At 42.3% G+C, this 22,655-nt stretch carries 13 protein-coding genes; 11 read left to right on the forward strand and 2 right to left on the reverse strand.

The features are described 5' to 3' along the window. The first annotated feature begins 170 nt into the window (after nt 1-170). From BLU33_RS20265 to BLU33_RS20305, 9 genes are all read left to right on the forward strand, one after another. Complete coding sequence (locus BLU33_RS20265) at nt 171-3,296, forward strand: SusC/RagA family TonB-linked outer membrane protein (protein ID WP_091377477.1); 3,126 nt, start codon at nt 171-173, stop codon at nt 3,294-3,296. Nucleotides 3,297-3,314: 18 nt separating this feature from the next. Next, nucleotides 3,315-4,757, forward strand: a complete 1,443-nt coding sequence (locus BLU33_RS20270) for a RagB/SusD family nutrient uptake outer membrane protein (protein ID WP_091377479.1) — start codon at nt 3,315-3,317, stop codon at nt 4,755-4,757. Between the two features lie 122 nt (nt 4,758-4,879). Further along, on the forward strand, nt 4,880-6,328 hold the full coding sequence (locus BLU33_RS20275; RefSeq protein WP_091377483.1) for a DUF1254 domain-containing protein: 1,449 nt from the start codon (nt 4,880-4,882) through the stop codon (nt 6,326-6,328). 68 nt (nt 6,329-6,396) lie between these two features. Further along, a complete protein-coding gene (locus tag BLU33_RS20280) occupies nt 6,397-8,283 on the forward strand; it encodes an arylsulfatase (RefSeq protein WP_091377487.1) in 1,887 nt (628 codons plus the stop codon). Between the two features lie 3 nt (nt 8,284-8,286). Next, on the forward strand, nt 8,287-9,912 hold the full coding sequence (locus BLU33_RS20285; RefSeq protein WP_091377490.1) for an arylsulfatase: 1,626 nt from the start codon (nt 8,287-8,289) through the stop codon (nt 9,910-9,912). A 413-nt stretch (nt 9,913-10,325) separates the two neighbouring features. Further along, nucleotides 10,326-13,214 (forward strand): TonB-dependent receptor, encoded by a 2,889-nt coding sequence (locus tag BLU33_RS20290; RefSeq protein ID WP_172829274.1) that lies wholly within the window; start codon nt 10,326-10,328, stop codon nt 13,212-13,214. 55 nt (nt 13,215-13,269) lie between these two features. After that, the gene (locus tag BLU33_RS20295; protein WP_091377497.1) at nt 13,270-14,712 is read left to right on the forward strand and encodes a hypothetical protein; all 1,443 of its coding nucleotides are present in this window, start codon (nt 13,270-13,272) and stop codon (nt 14,710-14,712) included. Between the two features lie 86 nt (nt 14,713-14,798). Beyond that, nucleotides 14,799-15,992 (forward strand): exonuclease/endonuclease/phosphatase family protein, encoded by a 1,194-nt coding sequence (locus BLU33_RS20300; protein ID WP_091377500.1) that lies wholly within the window; start codon nt 14,799-14,801, stop codon nt 15,990-15,992. An 11-nt stretch (nt 15,993-16,003) separates the two neighbouring features. After that, nucleotides 16,004-17,170, forward strand: coding sequence for a metallophosphoesterase family protein (locus tag BLU33_RS20305; protein WP_091377503.1), 1,167 nt, complete (start codon nt 16,004-16,006; stop codon nt 17,168-17,170). Here BLU33_RS20305 and BLU33_RS20310 read toward each other — a convergent pair. Then, nucleotides 17,163-19,619 (reverse strand): outer membrane beta-barrel family protein, encoded by a 2,457-nt coding sequence (locus BLU33_RS20310; RefSeq protein ID WP_172829275.1) that lies wholly within the window; start codon nt 19,617-19,619, stop codon nt 17,163-17,165. The genes BLU33_RS20305 and BLU33_RS20310 overlap by 8 nt on opposite strands. A 196-nt stretch (nt 19,620-19,815) precedes the next feature. On the opposite strand from BLU33_RS20310, the gene BLU33_RS20315 reads away from it, so the two are divergent. Continuing rightward, the gene (locus BLU33_RS20315) at nt 19,816-20,493 is read left to right on the forward strand and encodes a response regulator transcription factor (protein WP_091377510.1); all 678 of its coding nucleotides are present in this window, start codon (nt 19,816-19,818) and stop codon (nt 20,491-20,493) included. Then, nucleotides 20,490-21,752 (forward strand): sensor histidine kinase, encoded by a 1,263-nt coding sequence (locus tag BLU33_RS20320; RefSeq protein ID WP_091377515.1) that lies wholly within the window; start codon nt 20,490-20,492, stop codon nt 21,750-21,752. Before BLU33_RS20315 ends, BLU33_RS20320 begins: the two co-directional genes overlap by 4 nt. Here BLU33_RS20320 and BLU33_RS20325 read toward each other — a convergent pair. Continuing rightward, nucleotides 21,749-22,645 carry a helix-turn-helix domain-containing protein gene (locus BLU33_RS20325; protein ID WP_091377519.1) on the reverse strand — a complete coding sequence of 299 codons (897 nt, stop codon included), beginning with the start codon at nt 22,643-22,645 and terminating at the stop codon, nt 21,749-21,751. The genes BLU33_RS20320 and BLU33_RS20325 overlap by 4 nt on opposite strands. Between the last annotated feature and the right edge of the window lie 10 nt (nt 22,646-22,655).

The following is a 22,655-nucleotide window of genomic DNA, read 5'->3' on the forward strand; positions in this document are numbered from 1 at the left end:
CTTTTTAATTTATCAGCATGAAACAATAGTATACTCCCCCATAAAAAAACAAACCGGCAAGGAAGCCTTGCCGGTAAATTATATGATGGATCAGCCCTGACTGCGAATCACATACTGATCATCAAAGCTTTACTAACGAAACGAATCATTAACATAAAACATTTAAATATATGGAAATATATATCCATGCCAAACATGTGCTCACTAAGGCCTTAAGTCTCTTTATATTCTTAGTGATCCCCTACACCGTTTTTGCACAAACAGAAATCCCGCTCATAAACTCCCGCTTAGAAGGTATAGTTACCGATAGTGCCACCCACCAGCCCATAACCGGTGTAGTGCTTCGTATTAAGGGTGTAACCCACTCGGTAGCTACCGGCTCCGATGGGCGCTTTGTATTTGTTACCGGCCAAAAATTACCCTATACGCTTGTAGTGAGCTTCATCGGCTATAAAACCAAGGAGGTTTATGCTACCGGTAGCCCGGTTGTTATTCAGTTATCTGATAAGGTATCACAATTGAATGATGTGGTTATTGTGGGCTACGGCACACAGAAAAAGAGCGACATAACAGGCGCTATATCAACCATACCAAAAGACAACCTTAAACAGGTTTCATCATCGGTTGATAACCTGCTGCGCGGTGCAGCGCCGGGCGTACAGGTAACCCAAAGCTCGGGTGCGCCGGGCGCCTCGGCAAGTGTGCGTATCCGTGGTGGTAACTCCATTACCGGTGGTAACGAACCATTATATGTAATTGATGGTTTCCCTATTTATAACGATAACTCAACCATCAGCTCAAGCGCGGGTTCAGGAGCTGCGGTAAACGGCTTATCAACCATAAACCCTGCCGATATTGAATCAATTGAAGTATTAAAAGATGCTTCTGCTACCGCGATATATGGTTCAAGAGGTGCTAACGGCGTTATTATAATAACCACTAAAAAAGGAAAAAGAGGTACAAACGATGTTAGCTACCAGGGTTATTATGGCACACAAAAATTAAGCAAGGAGGTGCCACTTTTAGACGGCTCACAATGGGCGCAATTAAGGAACGACATACAGACAAGCTCAGGCCAAACGCCGTCATTCACATCCGCACAGGTTGCCGCTTTCGGGCAAGGAACCAACTGGCAGGACGCTGCTTTCAGAAATGCACCGGTTCAAAGTCATGAGTTAACCCTATCAGGTGGCGATGAAAAATCAAGATACAACATTGCCGGCAATTATTTCGACCAACAGGGTATTTTGCTTAATACTGATTTTAAGCGGTACTCATTAAGGTATAATTACGATAGGGATATTTCAACCAAATTTCATGTTGGTATTAATGCAACCACCAGCTATTCTATTTCAAATGGCGCGGCATCCAACATAGCATCCAACAGTCTTAACAGCCCTAATATTATCACCAATATATTAACAACCCCACCTATATTACCTGTTAAGGATGCTAATGGTAATTATGTGCTTAACCCTTATTCAACCACGCCATCAAACCCTATTCAGGATTTGCTTTCAATAATAAATCAAACAAAGGTTACCCGCTCACTGGGCAATCTGTTTGGCGAATACACCCTTGCACCCGGCTTAAAAGCCAAGGTAAGTGTTGGTGCCGATCTCCTGAATTCAAAATCTAACTTCTACGCACCATCATACACTGGCGATGGCTATTCAACTTTAGGTTACGCTACTGTAGGTTCATCTACATCAAACAGCTGGCTTAATGAAAATACCCTTACTTATACTAAAACTATTCACCAGGATCATGATCTGAATGTTTTAGTAGGCTACACCACCCAGTATTTTGATAATGAATCGGTAACAGCAGGTTCAAAAAACTTTGTAAGTAACTTAACAACTTATAACAGCCTGCAAAGCGGTTCGCAGATCTTAACCCCAACATCAAACGCGTATAGCTGGGCGCTTGATTCGTATTTGGCAAGGATCAATTATTCTTACCTGCATAAATATAACCTAACCGTATCAGCAAGGGCCGATGGTTCATCACGCTTTGGTTCAGGCAATAAATGGGGCTATTTCCCATCAGCAGGTTTTTCATGGAATGCCGGCGAGGAGGATTTTATTAAAAGTATTCCTACCATCAGCAACTTAAAATTCAGGGTAAGCGCCGGCGAAACCGGTAACACACAAATCGGCGAATACCAGTCGTTAGCCTTGTTCAGCCCTTTCAACTATACATTTAACAATACCCAACTGGTAGGCCTTGCTCAAACTCAGCTGGCTAACTCTAACCTAAAATGGGAAAAAACAGCGCAATATGACGGTGGCTTCGATTTAGGGTTATTAGATAACCGCATTAACCTGGTTTTTGATGCTTATTACAAAAAAACCACTAACCTGTTGTTGGCCGTTCCTGTTCCGCTGTCGTCAGGTTATTCGCAATCACTGCAGAACATTGGCGCTGTTGCAAATAAAGGCATTGAGCTGGGCATCAATACCGAAAATATAAACAGCAGCTCATTTGTATGGAAAACATCATTGGTGTACTCCCTTAACCGCAATAAGGTATTGAGCCTGGGTAACAGCGAAACTTCATTCTTCCCTACCATCCCTGGTACTACATTAGGCGTTTTACAGCCTGAGATCATAAAAGTTGGTTTGCCGTTGGGTACTTTCTGGGGATATAAAACTGCCGGAATATTCCAAAACGCAGCTCAGATAGCACAATATCCAACCTTAAACAGCAAAGCCAATACTAAACCGGGCGATGTTAGGTACCAGGATCTAAACGGTGATGGTGTAATTACCACTGCCGATAAAACAAATTTAGGCAGCGCGCAACCAAAATTTACAGGCGGCTTAACAAATACATTTACCTATAAAGGGATCGACCTGGTGGTATTTTTACAGGGCTCATACGGGGGCGAAATCTACAATGCCTTACGCCAGCAAATGGAGATCACCAACCTATCGCAAAATGCATGGGGAGAAGTTGCTGACAGATGGACCCCCAGCAATCCAAGCAACACCATTCCACGGGCATCAAATAACCCTGTTGCCCAAATGTCAAACCAGTTTATTGAAAGCGCCTCTTACCTACGCTTGAAAAACCTGGTATTAGGTTACACATTCAATAATACTTTAGCCTCAAAAATTCATGCAAAACAATTAAGGCTTTATGTATCAGCGCAAAACCTGGTAACGTGGACCAAGTACACCGGCTACGACCCGGAGGTGAGCAGCTTTGAGCAAAACAATACTGCGCAAGGTATTGACTATGGCGCCTACCCTAACTATAAAACGTATTTGCTTGGCTTAAGCGTAACCTTTTAATTTTTATCCATTACAACAATGAAAAAGATATTCTTAATACTAATTGCAGCTGGTAGCTTATCCGCTTGCAATAAGCTGGATGAAAATCCAACATCATATATAACCGCCAGTCGGTTTTACAAAACACAGTCGGATGCCGCTGCAGGTGTAACCGGTATATACAGCGAGCTCACCAGCGATGGCTCCGAGCAGCCACTTTATGGCAGGGAGATCAATTTCCTGGCTGATATGACTACGGATGACCTATCCGCAGGCCCATCGGCTATCAACCCGAATGTAAGGGCATTAAGCTCCATAACCTATACCGCTACTGATGACAGACTGCAGGTAATCTGGAGGCAATTGTATACCGGTATAAGCCGTGCCAATGCTGCTATCGACGCCATACCAACCATACAGTTTGATACCACATTAAGAAGCCGCTATGTTCGCGAAGCAAAATTTTTAAGGGGATTGTTCTACTTTAACCTGGTAAGGTTTTATGGCGATGTACCATTAGTATTGCATAACCCGGCTGATGCCTCGAACTTAAACAGTTTAAAGGTCGACAGATCACCTGCGGCCACTGTTTATGCGCAAATAATTGCGGACCTTACCGACGCGCAAAATCTGCCTTCAACCTATTCCGGTTCAGATATTGGCCGGGCAACCGGAGGCGCGGCAAAATCACTATTGGTAAAGATATTCCTTACCCAAAAGGATTGGACCGACGCCATAAGCAAAGCAAAAGAGGTAATTAACGGAAACTATGGCTACGCGCTGTTCCCTAATTATGCTGATGTATTTAACCCATCAACCAAGAACGGTGTAGAGCATATTTTCTCGGCACAGATCTCTTCAAACGGCGGATTGGGCAACAGCAGCTCATTAATGGGCGCCAACTTCGCGGGCTTTGTTGGTAACGTTCCGGCGGATATCCCGGCGGATAGCTCGGTGTACAAACAGTTCAGTAGTACCGATACCCGCAAGGCTGTTACTTTTTATACTTCGCTGGTTAACCCGACTACAGGTTTAGTCTATAATTTCCCGACCTTCTATTTCGGTAAATATGTTGACAGAAGCGAACTATTGACCCCCGGCCAAAGCAATATCAATTTCCCGGTATTGCGTTATGCTGATGTGCTGCTCATGTATGCCGAAGCGCTGAACGAAGTTAATGGCCCGGTTGCTGATGCTTACACTGCCATTAACCAGGTTAGGGTACGTGCAAATACCGGCACGCTTACAACAGGCCTTTCCCAAACCGCTTTTCGCGATTCGCTGTATGCCGAAAGAAGGCGCGAGTTTGTGCAGGAGGCCCAGCGCTGGTTTGATCTGGTACGCACAGGTCAATTGGTACAGGCAGTGTCAAAGGTATCATCTAAAACAAATGTCGCAACCAGAAACTACCTATATCCGATCCCGCAAAGCGAGATCAGTTTAAATCCCGGCTTAACACAAAACCCCGGTTATACTAACTAATGACTTTCATTTAATTATGAACATTATAAAACATATATAACAACGCAAAACATCATTACTCCATTAAAAGAGTGATGATGTTTTCGTGTTGTATTAAGCTCGTTGATTTCAATTGTAATCATATGAAAAAATTCTCTGGAATAACCCCATTGCTGTTATTAGGCACATTGTCGGCCTTGAACAGCGATGCTAAAAGTTATCATCATATAGCATTTATTACTCCGGCCAACCCTGTACACAAGTATACACGGGCAGAGAATGAGGAGATAATTAAACTAGCGAAAGCTGCATACATTTATGGCTTACCGGTAATATTAACAGACCTCACCAGGCAGGTAAGTGGCGTACCCAACAATGTGTTTATACATGGGCACAAGTTTCCTGACCATACCTCACGCCTGGTGGTAGCGCCAAATAATGACACCAATTACTCATCAGCATTTTTAGATCTGGGGGATGATGCTGTTGTGCTCACCATCCCCGATACCAAGGACCGCTATTTTGTAGTGCCGCTGATGGATGCATGGACCAACGTTTTCACATCCTTTGGTAAAAGAACTACGGGCACACATGCGCAAACCTATGTTATTACCGGGCCGCGCTGGCATGGCACTATCCCTGCTGGTTTACAGGAAGTAAAATCACCTACCGACCTGGTTTGGATAATTGGCCGCATACAGGTAAACAGCCCTGAAGACCAGGCGAATTTTGTAAGCCCTATACAGGATCAATTTAAGATCACTTTGCTAAACGACTGGGGCAAATCCGGCGCTGCAAGTGTTAAAAAAACAACCCATTATGATGTGGTCGATCCTGAAATTAAAGAAGTGCAGGCCCACCAGTTAACCCTGGTTCAGGCGGTAAAACAACTGCCTGTCGACCGCTTTTTTAATTACCTGAACGCGTTGCTGGTAAAAAATCCCGGTCTGGCGGCAGACTCAGGAATTTTGCAACGACTGGCAAAAATTGGCGTTAAGCCCGATGGAAAATTCGATCTCAATGATTTTGATAAGGATACACAGGAAGCATTAAAAAATGTACCCAATGAAATATATGCCGCTTTTGATAATGTAAAGGCCTCAGCAGATTTTAAACCACAGAATGGCACACAAATAGGCCATTACGGAAATGATTACCTGACCAGGGCTGCTGTAGCCTATAAAGGATTGGGCGCTTTACCGCCCGAAGAAGCAACATATATTGGCTATAATGCTGATGCTGAGAAAGCGCCGTTAAATGGTAATAACAATTACGTTATCCATTTCGAGGCAGGTAAACTCCCCCCTGCAAAGGCTTTCTGGTCGCTTACCATGTATGATAAGGACAGGTATTTATCTGATAATCCCATCCGCAGGTATGCCATTGGCGACCGCAACAAATTAAAGTTTAATGCTGATGGTTCGCTGGATATATACCTGCAGCATAATGATCCGGGAGCAGATAAACAGAGCAACTGGCTGCCTGCACCTGCAGATAGCTTTAACGTTATCCTGCGCATTTATGTACCCACGGATGAGTACCTGCATGATAAAACCACTTGGGTAAATCCGCCCATAAAAAAACAGGGATAGCAAACGCGATTTAAGAATATAAACACTTGAAACTAAATAAATCAATATAAAACCACTCAGATACAAAAATGAAAAAGACAATTATTGCCTCCCTGCTATTGGCAGGGGCCGCACTGCAACAGGCACAGGCACAAAACATAACGCAGCAACAGCAGCCCTTTCAGGGGGTGATCGGCAAAACCCTGGCCGAATCGAAGGAATCATGGACACCGCCTATAAAAGCGCCCAAGGGAGCACCAAACGTTATCTGGATCTTGCTGGATGATGTTGGTTTCGGCGCATCGAGCACCTTTGGCGGTGTAATACGCACACCTACATTTGATAGTTTGGCAAACAACGGTCTGCGATACACTAACTTCCACACCACAGCAATTTGCGCCCCAACCCGTGCGGCTTTGTTAACCGGGCGTAACTCGTCAAGGGTACACATGGCTGGTTTCGCGCATACTGTGCTGTCGGCTGGTTTCCCTGGCTGGGATGGCCGTATCCCCTCGGATAAAGGTACCATTGCCGAGATCTTGCGCGAAAATGGCTACAACACCTTCCAGGTTGGTAAATATGGCTTAACACCCGATGAAGATGCAACCGATGCAGGTCCGTTTGACCGATGGCCAAGCGGAAAGGGCTTTGACCATAACTTTGGTTTCCTGGGTTCACAAACAGACCAGTACAAACCCGATCTGGTTGAGGACAATGCCCACGCAACTCCGGATGGCCGCCATTTAAATGAGCAGATCACCGATAAAGCTATTTTTTATCTTACACGCCAGCACAAAGTAGCGCCTGATAAGCCATTCTTCCTGTACTATGCACCAGGCGCAACACATGCACCGCACCAGGTAGCAAAAGAGTGGAGCGACCAATATAAAGGCAAGTTTGATGCCGGCTGGGATGTATTTAGAGAAGAGGTTTTTGCAAGACAGAAAAAGCTGGGTATTATACCTGCTAATGCCGTATTGCCTGCCCGTAATTCAAGCATAAAAGAATGGAACAGCCTATCGGCAGACGAGAAAAGACTCTATGCTCGTTTTATGGAAGTATATGCCGGTTATTTAACCTATACCGATCATGAAGTTGGACGTTTAATCAATTACCTGAAAGAAAGCGGTCAGTTGGATAACACCTTAATTTATGTTGTTATTGGTGATAACGGCGCAAGTAAGGAAGGAACCGCCAACGGTGATATCGACAGACAATTGTTTGGCAAGCCCCTTTCTGAAGAGGAAAATATAAAATATAACCTGGCGAAAATAGGTGAAATAGGTACTCCTGATGCTGTTGAAGGTAATTACCCGCTGGGTTGGGCACAGGCCGCAAATACACCATTTAAATATTGGAAGCAAGATGCCAACTCCGAAGGTGGTACACGTAACCCACTGATCGTTTTCTATCCGAAAGGAATAAAAGATAAGGGTACTATACGTACACAATACGGCCATGTTATTGACCTCTTGCCAACAACGTTAGAGTTCCTGGGCATTCAAGCTCCGGAATATATAAGGGGAATTAAACAGGATACCATACAAGGTACCTCATTGGTTTATTCTTTTGATCATCCTGATGCACCATCGCAGCATCATGTTCAGTACTATTATATCTTCGGCTCAAGGTCTATTTACAAAGATGGCTGGAAAGCAGAAGTTTATCACCATCCTGATTTTACCGACCTGGGCAACGCTGGCGCAAATCAACCTGCCCCATCAAGCGGTTTCAGTACTGATGTTTGGGAATTATATAACCTGAACACAGATTTTAACGAACGCATTGATCTGGCTAAAAAATATCCTGAAAAATTAAAGGAGTTACAGGATCTGTTTGATGCTCAGGCAAAAAACAACAACCTGTATCCGTTGATTGATTGGGACGATGTGATCAAACGCAGGATCCACAGAACAGCAGATGCACCGAAAACATTAACTGAAGGCATAAAAAAGGCCGCTCAAGGTAATCAATAGATAATGAAGAAAATTAAAATTGCATTTATACTGCTGCTGGCCATTATGGTACAGCAGCAGTTATATGCCCAAGGAAAAAAGCCCAATATCATCCTTATTGTGGTTGATGATATGGGCTATTCTGATTTGGGCTCATACGGTTCAGAGATCCATACGCCCAACCTCGACAGGCTCGCAGCGCAGGGTTTGCGCTTAAAGGAGTTTTACAATAATGCCATATGCGCACCAACACGCTCATCCATCTTAACCGGGCAGGATCAGCATAAAGCAGGCATTGGTTACTTTGATGTTGACCTGGGCTTACCTGCTTATCAAGGCTATCTTAATAGAGAATCGGTAACGCTGGCCGAGGTATTGAAACAGGATGGTTATAGTACGCTCATGTCGGGAAAATGGCATGTAGGTAATGATAGTCTGGGCTGGCCAAATCAGCGTGGTTTTGATAAGTTCTTTGGGATTATCGGCGGTGCCGCTAACTATTTCAATACAGGCTATATGCCTTTGGGCGGTGGTAAGTACCCGGTAATAATTGAAGAGAATAACAAGCGCTGGCATAAACCTGATGACAGTTATTACATGACCGATGAAATAGGCGACCATGCCGTTAAATACCTGGATGAGCAAAGCAAAAGCGATAAGCCATTCTTCCTCTATCTAACCTTTAACGCGCCACACTGGCCATTGCAGGCATTACCCGAGGATATTGCCAAGTACAAAGGCAGGTACAATATCGGCTGGGATTCGCTGCGCAAGGAGCGTATAAAAAAACAGGTTGAGCTGGGTATCCGCGATCTTTCACAAACAGTTGCTTTACGAGATGCTGATGTACCTAACTGGGACAACCTAACCTATGACGAGCAGCAGCTATGGAAATCCAAAATGGAAGTATACGCGGCTATGGTTGATCGTATGGACCAAAATGTAGGCAAAGTGCTGGAGGAACTGAAGAAGATAAAAAAGGATGATAACACACTCATCGTATTTATATCAGACAACGGCGCACCTGCCGAGGATGTGGCACATGGCAAGATACATGCCGCCCGTAATTTAGGGCCGGTTGGTACATCGGGTTCATTTGAATCACAGGGCAAAAACTGGTCGTTTGTTTCTAATTCCCCGCTGCGCTCATTTAAGGGGGCATTGTATGAAGGTGGCATGAGCTCACCGCTTATCGCCTGGTTCCCGGGCAGGATAAAGCCAAACACCATTGTCACAGGTACAGCGCATTTGGTTGACCTTGCTCCTACCTTTTATGATCTTGCAGGTGCAAAATATCCGGCTGTTTATAACGGGCATAAGATCAACCCACTTATTGGTAAAAGCTTAACCGGTTTGTTCTTTAAGGGTGAGCCCATTAATCGGGATAAACCATTATTCTGGGAGCTTTGGGGCAACCGTGCCATGCGCGAAGGCAAATGGAAACTGGTGTCAGCTTTTCCAACCAATCAGTGGGAATTGTACGACCTTGACGTAGATCGTGGTGAAACCACAAACCTTGCCGCAAAATACCCTGATGTGGTAAAAAAGCTCTCGCTGGAATACCTTACCTGGGTAAATGAAAACAATGTGGTACTTGATTTTAATTTGATCAAACCAAAATCAGCCGTCGATATTAAGATCGGTCAATAGTAAAAGCAATTAGCATCTATTTAGGTTCAATGCACAAAGGTCATTCCTGTTGGGATGGCCTTTTGTTTTCACAATATCTTAAATACTGGTATTCAATATCTTAATTCATTTTACCACATAAAGCAACAGACTATTTTCCTCCACGATAAAGCACTACCTCAAAATCAAAAGTATATTTTGCTTTTGAGGATTTTTGTGAATTCCGAATGCTAAAAGGGAAATTTTATGTTAATAAATTATAAACAAAAATACCGGATTTGATCATTTTTCAGCCCCGGTGTTAACATAAAAAAATCATTGTGTTAACAAAACACAAATTAGTAAAAAATTCAGAATTCGCACAGAATTAAAGGGTGTTTTTGCAGATAAATCGACAAAAGATGGCGATCATCTGTATTAAAATCCCCTTGTTCATGAAAATACTTCTACAAAAAAAAAATTATCTAATATTATTCTTTTTACTCACCGGCTTTTACTTTTCGGCATCCGCGCAGATTGTTAAAGGGAACGTTACCGACGCAAAAACTGCGGAAACGCTTGTTGGCGCTACTGTTCATATCGAAAATAACAGTTTCAAAGAGAATACTACAGTTAAACTGGATGGAGTTTATACATTTAAAAATGTACCCGCCGGTGTCTACAAACTGCATATAAGCTTTGTAGGCTACAAAACAACCCAGGACTATACGGTTGAGGTAACCAAAGAAAAAACTGCCGTATTAAACATTGCCATGGCTGATAATGCCACCGCCCTAACTGAAGTATCTATTACTGAACATGCAAGCAGGGGAAGCGAAAAATCAGCCAGGAATGATGAAAAGAATTCCAACAATACCATCAACGCAGTTTCAGCACAGGCAATTGCCATATCTCCGGATGTACTGGTATCAAACGTGCTTGCCCGCGTATCAGGTATATCTGTAGACAGGAACAGTACCGGTGATGCGCAACACGTTATTATCCGCGGTATGGATAAACAATACAATACCACCTTAATAAACGGGATTAAGATCCCAAGCCCTGACAACAAAAACAGGTATATACCACTGGATATTTTCCCGGCCGGATTGGTTGACAGGATTGATATTTACAAAACACTTACGCCGGATATGGAAGGCGATGCTACCGGTGGTGTTGTAAACCTGGTAATGAAAACCGCTCCCGACAAATTAAAGATAGATGGTGAGTTTGGTACGGGTTACAGCCAGATATTTTTTGACCGCCCCTTTGCAAGTTTTGACCGCAGCACGGTAAACAGCAAAGCGCCAGGCGAAATAAACCCCGGAGGAATTGCAACACCAGCTGACTTCCCTTATCAAAACCTGTTAACTAAAACAGCAAACCCTGCTCCAAACTTAAATGCGAGCTTAACTATAGGTAACCGTTATTTGAACAATAAGCTGGGCGTGCTTTTCTCAGGAAGTTATCAAAACCTATATCAGGGCCAAAACAGCTTTGCAGTATTGCAAACAAATACAGTAGGGCCGCCGGTAGCAGGTAGTAATCAAAACCAGGAAACTGCTTTTCAAAGTTCTTATAATCGCCAGTATTCAACCCAACTTCAACGCTTGGGAACTATAGCTTCTATCGATTATAAAATTGACTCGAATAACGTCATTAATTTATTTGCCACTTACCTGGCATTAAACCAGTACAGGGTTCGTCAAACCCAGGATGATACTTATGGCGGCTACACCTACCAGGGCTATCGCGGTACTTTTTCTGTTGATAATTTAACCGAAACCAGGTCTGATCTTCAAAATATCGCTAATATAACTCTTAGTGGCAAGCATAAAATAAGTGATCCATTTTCATTTGAATGGACTATTGCCGGCTCAGAGGCCCAACATAAACTACCCGATGATGCAGAGTTTGATACCCAATATGGCACAAGCCCAACATCAACAACAAGCCAGGCTACCGGCAACCCGGCGGAACCCAATGTATCAGTTGCTGATGGCATAACCAACGGCCCTACACTAGTACAAAACGAATCGCGGATATGGATGCATAATACAGATAAGGATATTTCAGCTTATTTAAACCTGCATTATAAAGTCAAGATATTTGGCCGCGAGGCGATATTTTCTGCCGGTGGCATGATAAGGCACAAAACACGTGACAATTTTGTAGATAGCTACAATTTGCCTAATACAATAGTTAACGGTGTGCCTGAAACTTATACCACTATCCCTAACGCTAAATTCATTTTTATAGGTGCCGATACTGTAAATGCAAAAGGATCATCAGCCACAGATCCGGGAGTTTACACTTTTACAGAAAATGTACAAGGGGTTTACGGTATGGTAAAATATTATATCAGTGATAAACTGGATGTAATAGCCGGCTTAAGAGCTGAGCATACTTATCAATATTATATCTCTAATCTACCGGTAACCTTCCCGGGTAAAACAGCAACTATTACTTATACTGATTATTTGCCAAGCATTAATGTTAAATATAAGCTTACGGATGAAGATAATCAGGCATTAAGAGCAGCCTATTTTAAATCCATACTTCGCCCAGCCTTTGCTGATCTTATCCCCGCTTCGGACCCTACTGCGGATGAGAATTATTCTCATATGGGTAGCCCCTATCTGCAACATACCGTGATTAACAACTTTGATTTAAGGTACGAGTTTTTCCCGGCTGTTTTTGATGAATTTATGTTGGGTGGCTTTTACAAACAGTTAATCAACCCTATTGAAACTGTGCTTCAGCAGTCACAGGGCGGTGCAAGCTTATATTATGTACCAAACAATTTTGGCAATGCTCAGAATTATGGTCTGGAGTTGGAAGCCAAAAAATTCTTTGGCAATATAGGAGGCGAAATTAATTATACTTATACCAACTCTAAAATTACCACATTAAAAAGCGTTTCACTGGATGGCCAAATTACTCATGTTGATCAAACCAGGCCATTACAAGGGCAGGCAGCCAACATAGGCAATGCTTCGTTACTGTATAAGGACCTGAAACTTGGTTTAGATGGGCAGTTATCCTTATCCTATATTGGTGAGCGTATACAGGCTGTATCAAACTATTACGGACTTGATACCTGGGAAAGGCCAACAACCTATCTTGATGCTTCTGCACAAAAGAAGATCGGCCATCACTTCATCGTATACGCTAAGGTCAATAACCTTTTGAACACACCTTACGAGTTGATCATTAAACAAAATAACACCTATAACTATACAGGCATAGCCAAATACCCGCACCAGGAAAGCGCTTCATACACTACTGTTGAGTATGATCAGTTTTACGCACGCTACAACCTGGGTGTTAAGTACAATTTTTAAAACCCAAAACAACAACTATAACATTTAATTAAACACTATTCAGTTCATCATTTTTATGAAAAAGTTACAAATTTTTACATTAGGAATATCGCTTTTAGCGCTTGCAGCGTGCAGCAAGAGCAGCGATAAAGCAGTGGTATCGGTACCACAAATCCAGATAGGTAAAGCAATTCCTAACACCGGGACTTTACCAGCAGGAACTTATAAAGGTACATTCCTTGCAAACCAAACTTACACCATTGGTGGTGACATTACCATTAATGCCGGCGATACGCTTTTGATACAAAAAGGTGTTAAGCTTAACATGACCAACGGAGCAAACATTATTGTAAACGGTGATTTGGTAAGTCTTGGTACAAAAGACGCGCCTGTAACTATTACCGATCCACGCAGGGTTAAAACAACAGGTTCTTCAACTGTAGGTCAGGATTCAGCTTACGTAGGTGGCTGGGGTGGTATATATGCCGGCCCAACCAGTAAACTGGTAGTACTTAAATGGACTCACCTTGATTTTGGTGGTGCTGCTTTAAAAGCGCTTCCTTTCCCTAACGCTAACTCATTAAAAGTTGGTGCCCAATACATTTTATACTTCATGAACCCTAACGGTGTTTTTATTATGGAGGATTCATGGATGTATGGCTCACCTGATGATGCAACACGTTTTTATGGCGGTTTCTACAACATTATGAGAAACACTATGGAAAAATGCGGTAGCAATGGTGGTGACGGTTTCAATGCCAAAGGCAGTGCAATTGGTAACATGGCTTATAACTTAATTATAGGTGGTGCAACCAACGGTACAAAAACAGCAAGTGATGGTACTACAGCCGGCGAATGCCAGTTTACTATGTATAACAACACTTATGTAAATGATGGTTTCAGAAACAATGGTGTTTACGGTGCAAGAAGCGGTTCAGTTGAAATTGAGAACAACTCAAGAGCATTAGTATATAACAACCTTATTGTTAACTGTGATTTCGGCGTGCGTATAGCAGGTGGCCCGGGTGGTGCAAAGGTTTATTTGGCCGATACAACATACAATGCTTCTGACGCTATTACTAAAACTGCATACGGTTACAACTTCTATTATGCTGATAATGCTTCAATAGCTGGTCAGTTTGTACCTACAAACGTAGCTCAGCCGGTTGTTACTCATCCACAAGCTACAGATATCCCTAACATGGCAGCTTTCTTAGGTGCATCATATACCTTTGGCTTAGTTTATGACGGTAGTTCATTAGTTGGCAAAAACAATCCAATGTTTGTTAACTTCCCATTGCCTGCAGCTAACAATGCATGGGTTACCCAATGTTCAGTTGATAGCTATAACTTCCATTTACAAAGTGGCTCACCTGCTGCCAGTAAAGGAACAACTACAGCTTTCCAACCTATAACTACAGGTATACCTATCGATCCTAACTTTGGTTCAAGCGGTATAACATTGCCTGGAAAAGATATGGGTTGCTACCAGTTAAATGGTACAGGTAACCAACACTAATATTTAAAAACATTGCATAAAGGCAGTTACGTAATCGTAACTGCCTTTATTTATTAAATCCCCTAACACATATACTGAATAACCGAATGAAAGCAACATTATTAACCGTTTTAACAGCCGGGATATTTCTATTCGCATCCTGCTCAAAATCAACGGCAACTAAGCCGGTTACCAAAACCGATACCACTACTACGGTAACACCTCCCCCGGTAACAACAAAGCCCGGGCCGCCGCTGGCAAATACTGTTGATAAAACCGACACCTTAAATGTTATGGCTTACAATGTATTAAGCTATGGCGATGATTGCCAGGGTACCACAACAGCATTAAACGGTTATTTCAGAACAATTATTCAATACGCACAGCCCGATTTGATGAGTTGCGAAAAGATGAATGCTTTTGTCCCTACATCGGCCTTGCCGACTAACCTTGCTGATAATATTACCGACAGCGTACTAAATACGGTGTTTCCCGGCCGTTATGCTTATGCAACCCCTACCGATGCAAGCGGCGGCAGTAACATGTCTGTACTGTTTTATAACAAACAGAAACTAACTTATGTAAAAACAGAGAGCCTGTATTTATATGCCACTGATTTTGATCTTTACAAATTATACTATAACGACCCTAACTTAGCTATTACACACGATACCACTTATTTGTACGTAGTAGTAAACCATACCCAGTCAGGTACATCAAGCACTATACGCGATATGCAGGTATCGCACTATATGGCTACTTTACGCGCTAAGTTTGCCTATTTCCCTAATCTCATTAACATGGGCGATTTTAACACCGCCAATAGTTATGAGGCCGGGTATCAAAATATCATTACCTCAACTGATTCCACAAAACGCATGAGCGACCCTCCTTTCTATCCCGACCAAACGGTTAAATACCCGGCAGAGTGGGAAGATAATGCAGGATCTTATGCCTCAGAATTGACAACAACAACCAGGGCACTTACAACTGTACCAAACTCATGCGGTACAGGCGGTGGGGCAAAATCCTGGTACGACCATATTTTTATTTCGCCATGGCTGGTTAAAGGCACAAATTACGTGACTTATGTACCTAACTCCTACAAAACCATTGGTAATGACGGGCACCGCATTGGTGTTGATATTACCAGCCCAACGCCACAGGTAAATACATCAGCACCAGCCGCGGTTATTAACGCGCTGTTTCAATTTTCAAACAAATATCCTGTTACTATTAAGTTGCTGGTTAAGGCAAACAGAAATGCGTATAGTATTGCCGACCCGGTTGAAAAAAATTAACATATTTAAAAATGAGTCATACTTGTAAAAAGCTTTTTAAAGCCATCTTTATTGCCGCTGTTTTGTTAAACGGCCCTGAATTGGCGCATGCCCAGGTTGTGCAAATGATCTTTACTTCGGATGCGCATTATGGCATAACCCGTGCAAAATTCAGGGGCGATACTGCCGTTAGCGGTCATACCGTAAATGCTGCAATGGTGAAGCAAATGAATACACTACCCTCACTCACCCTCCCTGCCGATGGCGGGGTTAATGCCGGTAATGTAACAGGCGGAATAGATTATGTAATTGAAGGCGGCGATATTGCCAACCGTATGGAGGCACCTATACAAAGCGCGGCAGCATCATGGGATCAATTTAAAACGGATTACATGGGCAGCCTGCATGTAACCGGGCACAATGGCAAACCTGCCCAATTATTGATGGTACCAGGCAATCATGATATTTCAAACGCTATTGGTTTTCCCACACCTTTGGAGCCCTTAACCGATCCAACATCAATGGTTGGCATTTATAACCTGATGCTTAAGCCGCAAACACCTATGACCAATGAGGCTTATGATTTCACGAAGGATAAGATCAATTACTCGCACAATATAGATGGCATACACTTTATGTTCATCACCCTATGGGCCGATTCAGCCGAGCGGATATGGATGCAGAAGGACCTGGATACCGTTGCCGCCAATACCCCGGTAATTATTTTTACCCATGATCAGCCTACCTGCGAATCAAAACACTTCACTAATCCCCTGCCGCCATATAACATGACGGCCGAAAATAAATTCCAGAACCTGGTTGCCGAGCATTACAAAGAAGGGAATATAGCATCAAAGGATGATGGAGCTACCAATATTGAACAGCGCGGCTTTGTGAAATTTATAAAGGCCCATCCAAACATTAAAGCATATTTCCACGGCAATAGCAACTGGAACCAGTTTTATGCTTATAAAGGCCCGGATAACGACATAAGCCTGAATACTTTCAGGGTTGATTCACCTATGAAAGGCGCTTACTCAGCCAAGGACGAAACATTGCAATCATTCCAGTTAATATCGCTGAATGCTAAAAAACAGATCCTGACCGTAAGGGAGTGTTTGTGGAATACAAACCCAACAGATCCGGCACAGAAAATAGTTTTTGGCAAAAGCGCTACTGTATCGCTAAAGGTTAATTAGCCTCTGGCGGTACATCCTGGTTGCTGTCTTTCTCTTTATCCTTTTTAAATTCGAGCTTGCCAAATTTGTAATTCAGGCTTATACCAAACGATTGTAAAGGGATCTCGCGGGTTGATATCTGGTTAAAGTTGGCACCTGTAGTAGTAGCTGTTTGGCTCACATACTTGTTAAACGGATTGGCCGCAGTTAAACCTATACTGGCATTTTTGTTAAGGAACTGTTTACGTACCGCCAGGTTATAAAACCCGAAACCCGGATTAGTGCCCTGTATGGTTCTTTGTGATGATCGGTAATTACCAAAAACTTCAGCAATAAAGTTATGCCCAAAATCATAAGAAGCATTCAGGTTAACCCTGTATATAACCCCGCTTACCTGCGGGCTGCCGGGGTTATTTGATATCCTGTCGGCAACAAACATGTTTGAGCGCAGGCTGAATTTTCCTGTAACGGGTACTGAAACATATAAGTTAACACCTTCATTTTTTTCGGACCCGATATTGTATCGTTGGGTAAGTGAAACATCGCTGTAGTCCGTACCATTAATAGCTAATGTAGGGTAATAAGTAGTGAATGATTGGATATCATTGGTATTATACCTATAGAATGCTGCTACATAAACATTAGTCCCCTGCTCAAATGATTTATTATAGCCTAATTCAAAATTATGGCCTATTTCCGGTTTTAGATTGGGGTTACCGGTGCTGATATTGTGCGGATCGCTGATATTATAAAAAGGGTTCAGACCGCCATAATCAGGGCGCTCAATACGGTAGCTATAGCTAAATTTTATCGACTCCGTTCCATTAAGCTTATGCTGTATGGTAAACGATGGCGCTAAAGTGCCATAGTCGGGGATGCTTGTCCCCGGGAAATCAGCAGTAGTTGTTGTATACTCATAACGCAGCCCTGCATGGCCGTCTATAAAATCATTGAATAATGAAAACGTGCCCGATAAATAATAGGCAAATATATCGCGATGATAATTAAAGCTATAAGTTTGATTGGGATTGTTTACATACTCACCATCATTTAAAAGGGTATCGGTAACAACGCTGTTGCTGATGCCTTCTATAACTGCCTTGGCACCGGTTTCCAGTGTGAACTTTTTGCTGAACGGATTGGTATAATCTACTGATATATCGGTTTCCCTGTCCGTTCCAGGGTTTGTGCCCGACTGTCCCGATGCAGAATAGCCCCCTGACTGATAAGTCTGCACCTGCGAAAAATTATTACTGTTATTTCCAAAGCTTGATGTATACAATACATCCAGTTCCTCATCTTTTTTATCAAATGTCTTTTTATAGCTCAGGCTAACATCTGATGAATTGGCGCTGAAACGGCTGCTTGAATTACGCAGGCTGGGCAGATATAACGTTGTAGCCCCACTTGCATCAGTAGTTTCCTGCAACTGGCTGGTTGGGCCCTCACCATGATTACCAAAATGATTAAAGCCAAATGAACCGGTTAACTCATCTTTTTTGCTGATGCTCCAATCAAAACTAATCCCTGATTGGTAACCACTCCTTTTAAACGCGCTGCTGCCACTTTGGATAAGGCGGCTTACATTATTCGCGCTATCAACCGAGGTACGGTTAGTGGTGGTTTTGGTAGTGGAGTTAAGCTGCTCATTACCGCTGAAATAGGCGTTTACGCCGAAGTTGCCTTTTTTGGCGTTTAAATTAAATGAGCCATTCTCCAAACGTGTACCTGCCGAAAGGTTTACACTACCGTTTATCCCCTGTACATTGCTTTCCTTTAAAATAATATTAATGATACCGCCTGTTCCTGATGCATCATATTTTGCACCGGGGCTTGTTATTACCTCAATGCTCTTGATCTGGCTGGCAGGAATAGATTGCAGCGCATCGGCCAAACTCGCCCCGAAAATACTGGATGGCTTTCCGTTTATTAAAAACCTGATGTTTGAGTTACCCTGCAGCTCCACATTACCATCAATATCAACACTAACCTGCGGAACTTTCTTCAGCACATCAAGCGCTACACCACCCTGCGCGGTTACATCATTTGCAGCGTTGTAAACCATTTTATCAATCTTATTTTCAACTATTGGGGCCTTAGCGGTAATCACAACAGCCTGTAACTGGGTTTGTACCGGCACCAGTTTTACCTCGCCCAATGCAATAGTATTTGAGCCGCTGATAATAATATGATCAATAACCTTTTTCTGGTAACCTATAAAGTCAATAGTTAGTTTATAGTTACCATCAGCCAGGTGATTTAAAGTAAAATTTCCTTTGGGGTCGGTACTCATACCATTAAACGGATTTGCACTGCCATCTTTAAAAAGGCTAACAGTAGCGTAATCAACAGGGGTATTATTACTGGCATCAATAACTTTACCGCTAATTTTACCTTTAGCAGTATTATTTTGAGCCCATACGTTTATAGAAAGTACAATTAAAAGGAATGAGAGAGCAATGTTGCGCATTATAATGATAATTTGAAAAATCGATTTTGCGCCAAATGTGCTGTTTAACTTTGGATAAATTTTGTTGTAACACAATTGCAACAACTTAATTACAAACAAAAGATTATAAAATAATTGCACCGGGATAATTTTCAGCATGTTGCTATTATTCCAGAAAATTTACAGTATTGAATGATAACTTTGTAAAAAAACTGCTTTGAAGATATTAATCATTGAAGATGAGCAAGGTTTGCGTGAAAGTATTGAGGAGTACTTTACCGAGGCCGGCAATATTTGCGAAACCGCTGCCGATTACGCAACAGCTTTAACAAAAGTAAACGTGTACCGTTATGATTGCATTTTGCTGGATATAACCTTACCCGGCGGCAATGGTATTGACCTCCTCAAGATCATTAAAGAACATAATTACACCGACGGTATACTTATTATTTCAGCCAAAAACTCCCTCGATGATCGCCTGGAGGGTTTAGACCTTGGCGCCGATGATTACCTGGTAAAGCCTTTTCACCTATCGGAGTTAAAGGCAAGGGTAACCGCCATTATTCGCCGCAAATCATATAACGGCAGCAACATCCTCACTTTTAATGAAATTACCATTGATCTGTTGGGCAAAGAGGTAAAAGTAGGCAAACAAAGCATTAAATTTACCCGTAAAGAATTCGCGCTTTTGCTTTATTTTATAGCTAACAAAGGCAAGGTGGTTTCAAAAAATGCCATTGCCGAACATTTATGGGGCGATGGTGTGGATATGGCCGATAATTTTGATTTCATTTATTCGCATATAAAAAACATCCGGAAAAAATTGGTTGAAGCGGGTTCAAGGGATTATATACAGGCAGCTTATGGCATGGGCTATAAGTTTACGGAATCATGAGGCTTTTAGACAGGTATAATCGCGTTACCCTCATCACCACCATTATTGTGATGATGATCACCGGTATTATTTATTACCAAACCATCAGTTGGATATTAACCAACCAGATTGATAAAGATTTGGTGGTGGAAGAAAATGAGATATTTGACTATGTAAATCTTAATCATCATTTACCCCAGGTTTTTAAGTCGGACGACCAGCAGATCAGCTTTTTCTCCGTTCCGGTCAATTCCGTAACCCGGCAATTCATCAATACTAACTATTACAACATTAATGAAAAGGGCTATGAATCGGGCCGCGGACTGATCAGCGCTGTTATGGTTAAAGACAAGTATTACAAAATACTGGTTGTAGAATCAAAAGTTGAAACCGAGGATCTGATACGCATTATTTTCGCCATCACTATAGGGGTTATTCTGCTGCTGTTAGTGATTTTGCTAATCATCAACCGCTTATTATTAACCCGCTTATGGCAGCCATTCTACACCATAACAAAGGACCTGAAAATGTTTAATGTTACCGACACCAATGAGCTGCAAAAGGTTGACACCCATATTGATGAGTTTAAGGAGCTGAATACTGCTGTTATCAGCATGGCATCGAGGGTAAAACATGATTATAAGGATCTGAAAACCTTTACCGAAAATGCCTCGCACGAATTGCTTACGCCTATAGCTGTAATAAATTCAAAGCTGGATACGCTGATACAGACCGATAATTTTAGTGAACGGCAAAGCACTATATTGAATGATCTTTATACCTCTGTTAACCGCTTAAATCGCCTTAACCAATCTTTATTATTATTAGTTAAAATAGAGAACAGACTGGACCACGGCCGCGAGCAAATTGATCTGCACGCGCTTATTATGGAAATGATTGTTCAGTTCGATGAGATATTCCAGGATAAAAAATTAAAACTCAATTGTTCGTTAGGCCCTAAATACATTTATGCCAGCAGGTATCTGGTTGATATTTTAATGAACAACCTGGTAAGTAACGCCATAAGGCATAACCATATTGGTGGTGAGATAAACATTGAGCTTACCGAACAAAGCCTTACCATAGCCAACACAGGCGAAAACACCGCATTACCAAATGATGATATATTTAAACGTTTTCATAAATCATCACGATCAGAGGGTACTGGTTTAGGGCTAACGATATCACGCCAGATATGCGAAAACTTTGGTTTTTCATTGAATTACCAGTTCATTGAACCTTACCATTCATTTACCATATCATTCCTAAAACAGGACTAATTCAATAACTGTTTCTTGAATTGATTAGGGCTGATACCCACCTCCTTTTTAAACAATCTCGAAAAATAAGGCAGGTTCTCAAACCCCAGTGTATAGGCTATTTCCGACACACTTTGATCGGCGGTTTTAAGCAGGTTTTTAGCTTCGGACATTAAGTAGATATGTATAAGCTCCATTGCCGTCTTACCTGTTTCCTGTTTTAAAAGATCGCTCAAATAACGTGGCGACAGATTCAGCTGATCAGCAATATAATTTACAGTTGGTAGCCCTTTGTTGGCAATTGAATTGCTTTCGAAATAAACAGCCAGCGCATGGTTGAATTTTGAGACCGTTTTGCCCGATAATTCAGTACGGTTGATGAACTGGCGCTTGTAAAAACGCTGCGCGTATTTTAATAGCGAATCAATATGCGTAAGCATAATATCGCGGCTATATTCATCCGGGTTATTGTTATACTCTGCGTCGATCTTATGGTACAGGTCCCACATCAATTCTTCTTCGCGTGGCGACAGGTGCAGGGCCTCGTTGGCCTCGTAATCAAAATAACCGTATTTCTGGATCTCGGAATGCAGTGGATGCCCGTTCATAAAGTCCTCATGGATAAAGATCAAAAAGCCGTCTTCCTCAAACTCCAGGTTTTTAAACTGGATGATCTGCCGTGGTTTGGTAAATATCATGGAACCATTTTCATGGTCATATTTAGTACGGCCATACATCACCACACCCGACTTTATCTTTTTAAAACCGATCATATACAGGTCGGCAGTAAATTCCCGTTCGCCAAGCATACAGGCGTTATCAGTTCTGCAATGATGCAGGCTGATCAGTGGATTTTCCGGTGGCGGGAAACCATTGAAACGGTGCATTTCGGCAAGACTTTTAAAGTGCTTCATAATCATACAA

Source organism: Mucilaginibacter mallensis (genome assembly GCF_900105165.1).
Taxonomy (GTDB): Bacteria; Bacteroidota; Bacteroidia; order Sphingobacteriales; family Sphingobacteriaceae; genus Mucilaginibacter; species Mucilaginibacter mallensis.

What these genes read in the sequence shown, in the direction of transcription:
- BLU33_RS20265 (WP_091377477.1), top strand. Translation starts at nt 171, where the DNA reads ATGGAAATATATATCCATGCCAAACATGTGCTCACTAAGGCCTTAAGT.
- BLU33_RS20270 (WP_091377479.1), top strand. Translation starts at nt 3,315, where the DNA reads ATGAAAAAGATATTCTTAATACTAATTGCAGCTGGTAGCTTATCCGCT.
- BLU33_RS20275 (WP_091377483.1), top strand. Translation starts at nt 4,880, where the DNA reads ATGAAAAAATTCTCTGGAATAACCCCATTGCTGTTATTAGGCACATTG.
- BLU33_RS20280 (WP_091377487.1), top strand. Translation starts at nt 6,397, where the DNA reads ATGAAAAAGACAATTATTGCCTCCCTGCTATTGGCAGGGGCCGCACTG.
- BLU33_RS20285 (WP_091377490.1), top strand. Translation starts at nt 8,287, where the DNA reads ATGAAGAAAATTAAAATTGCATTTATACTGCTGCTGGCCATTATGGTA.
- BLU33_RS20290 (WP_172829274.1), top strand. Translation starts at nt 10,326, where the DNA reads ATGAAAATACTTCTACAAAAAAAAAATTATCTAATATTATTCTTTTTA.
- BLU33_RS20295 (WP_091377497.1), top strand. Translation starts at nt 13,270, where the DNA reads ATGAAAAAGTTACAAATTTTTACATTAGGAATATCGCTTTTAGCGCTT.
- BLU33_RS20300 (WP_091377500.1), top strand. Translation starts at nt 14,799, where the DNA reads ATGAAAGCAACATTATTAACCGTTTTAACAGCCGGGATATTTCTATTC.
- BLU33_RS20305 (WP_091377503.1), top strand. Translation starts at nt 16,004, where the DNA reads ATGAGTCATACTTGTAAAAAGCTTTTTAAAGCCATCTTTATTGCCGCT.
- BLU33_RS20310 (WP_172829275.1), bottom strand. Translation starts at nt 19,619, where the DNA reads ATGCGCAACATTGCTCTCTCATTCCTTTTAATTGTACTTTCTATAAAC.
- BLU33_RS20320 (WP_091377515.1), top strand. Translation starts at nt 20,490, where the DNA reads ATGAGGCTTTTAGACAGGTATAATCGCGTTACCCTCATCACCACCATT.
- BLU33_RS20325 (WP_091377519.1), bottom strand. Translation starts at nt 22,645, where the DNA reads ATGAAGCACTTTAAAAGTCTTGCCGAAATGCACCGTTTCAATGGTTTC.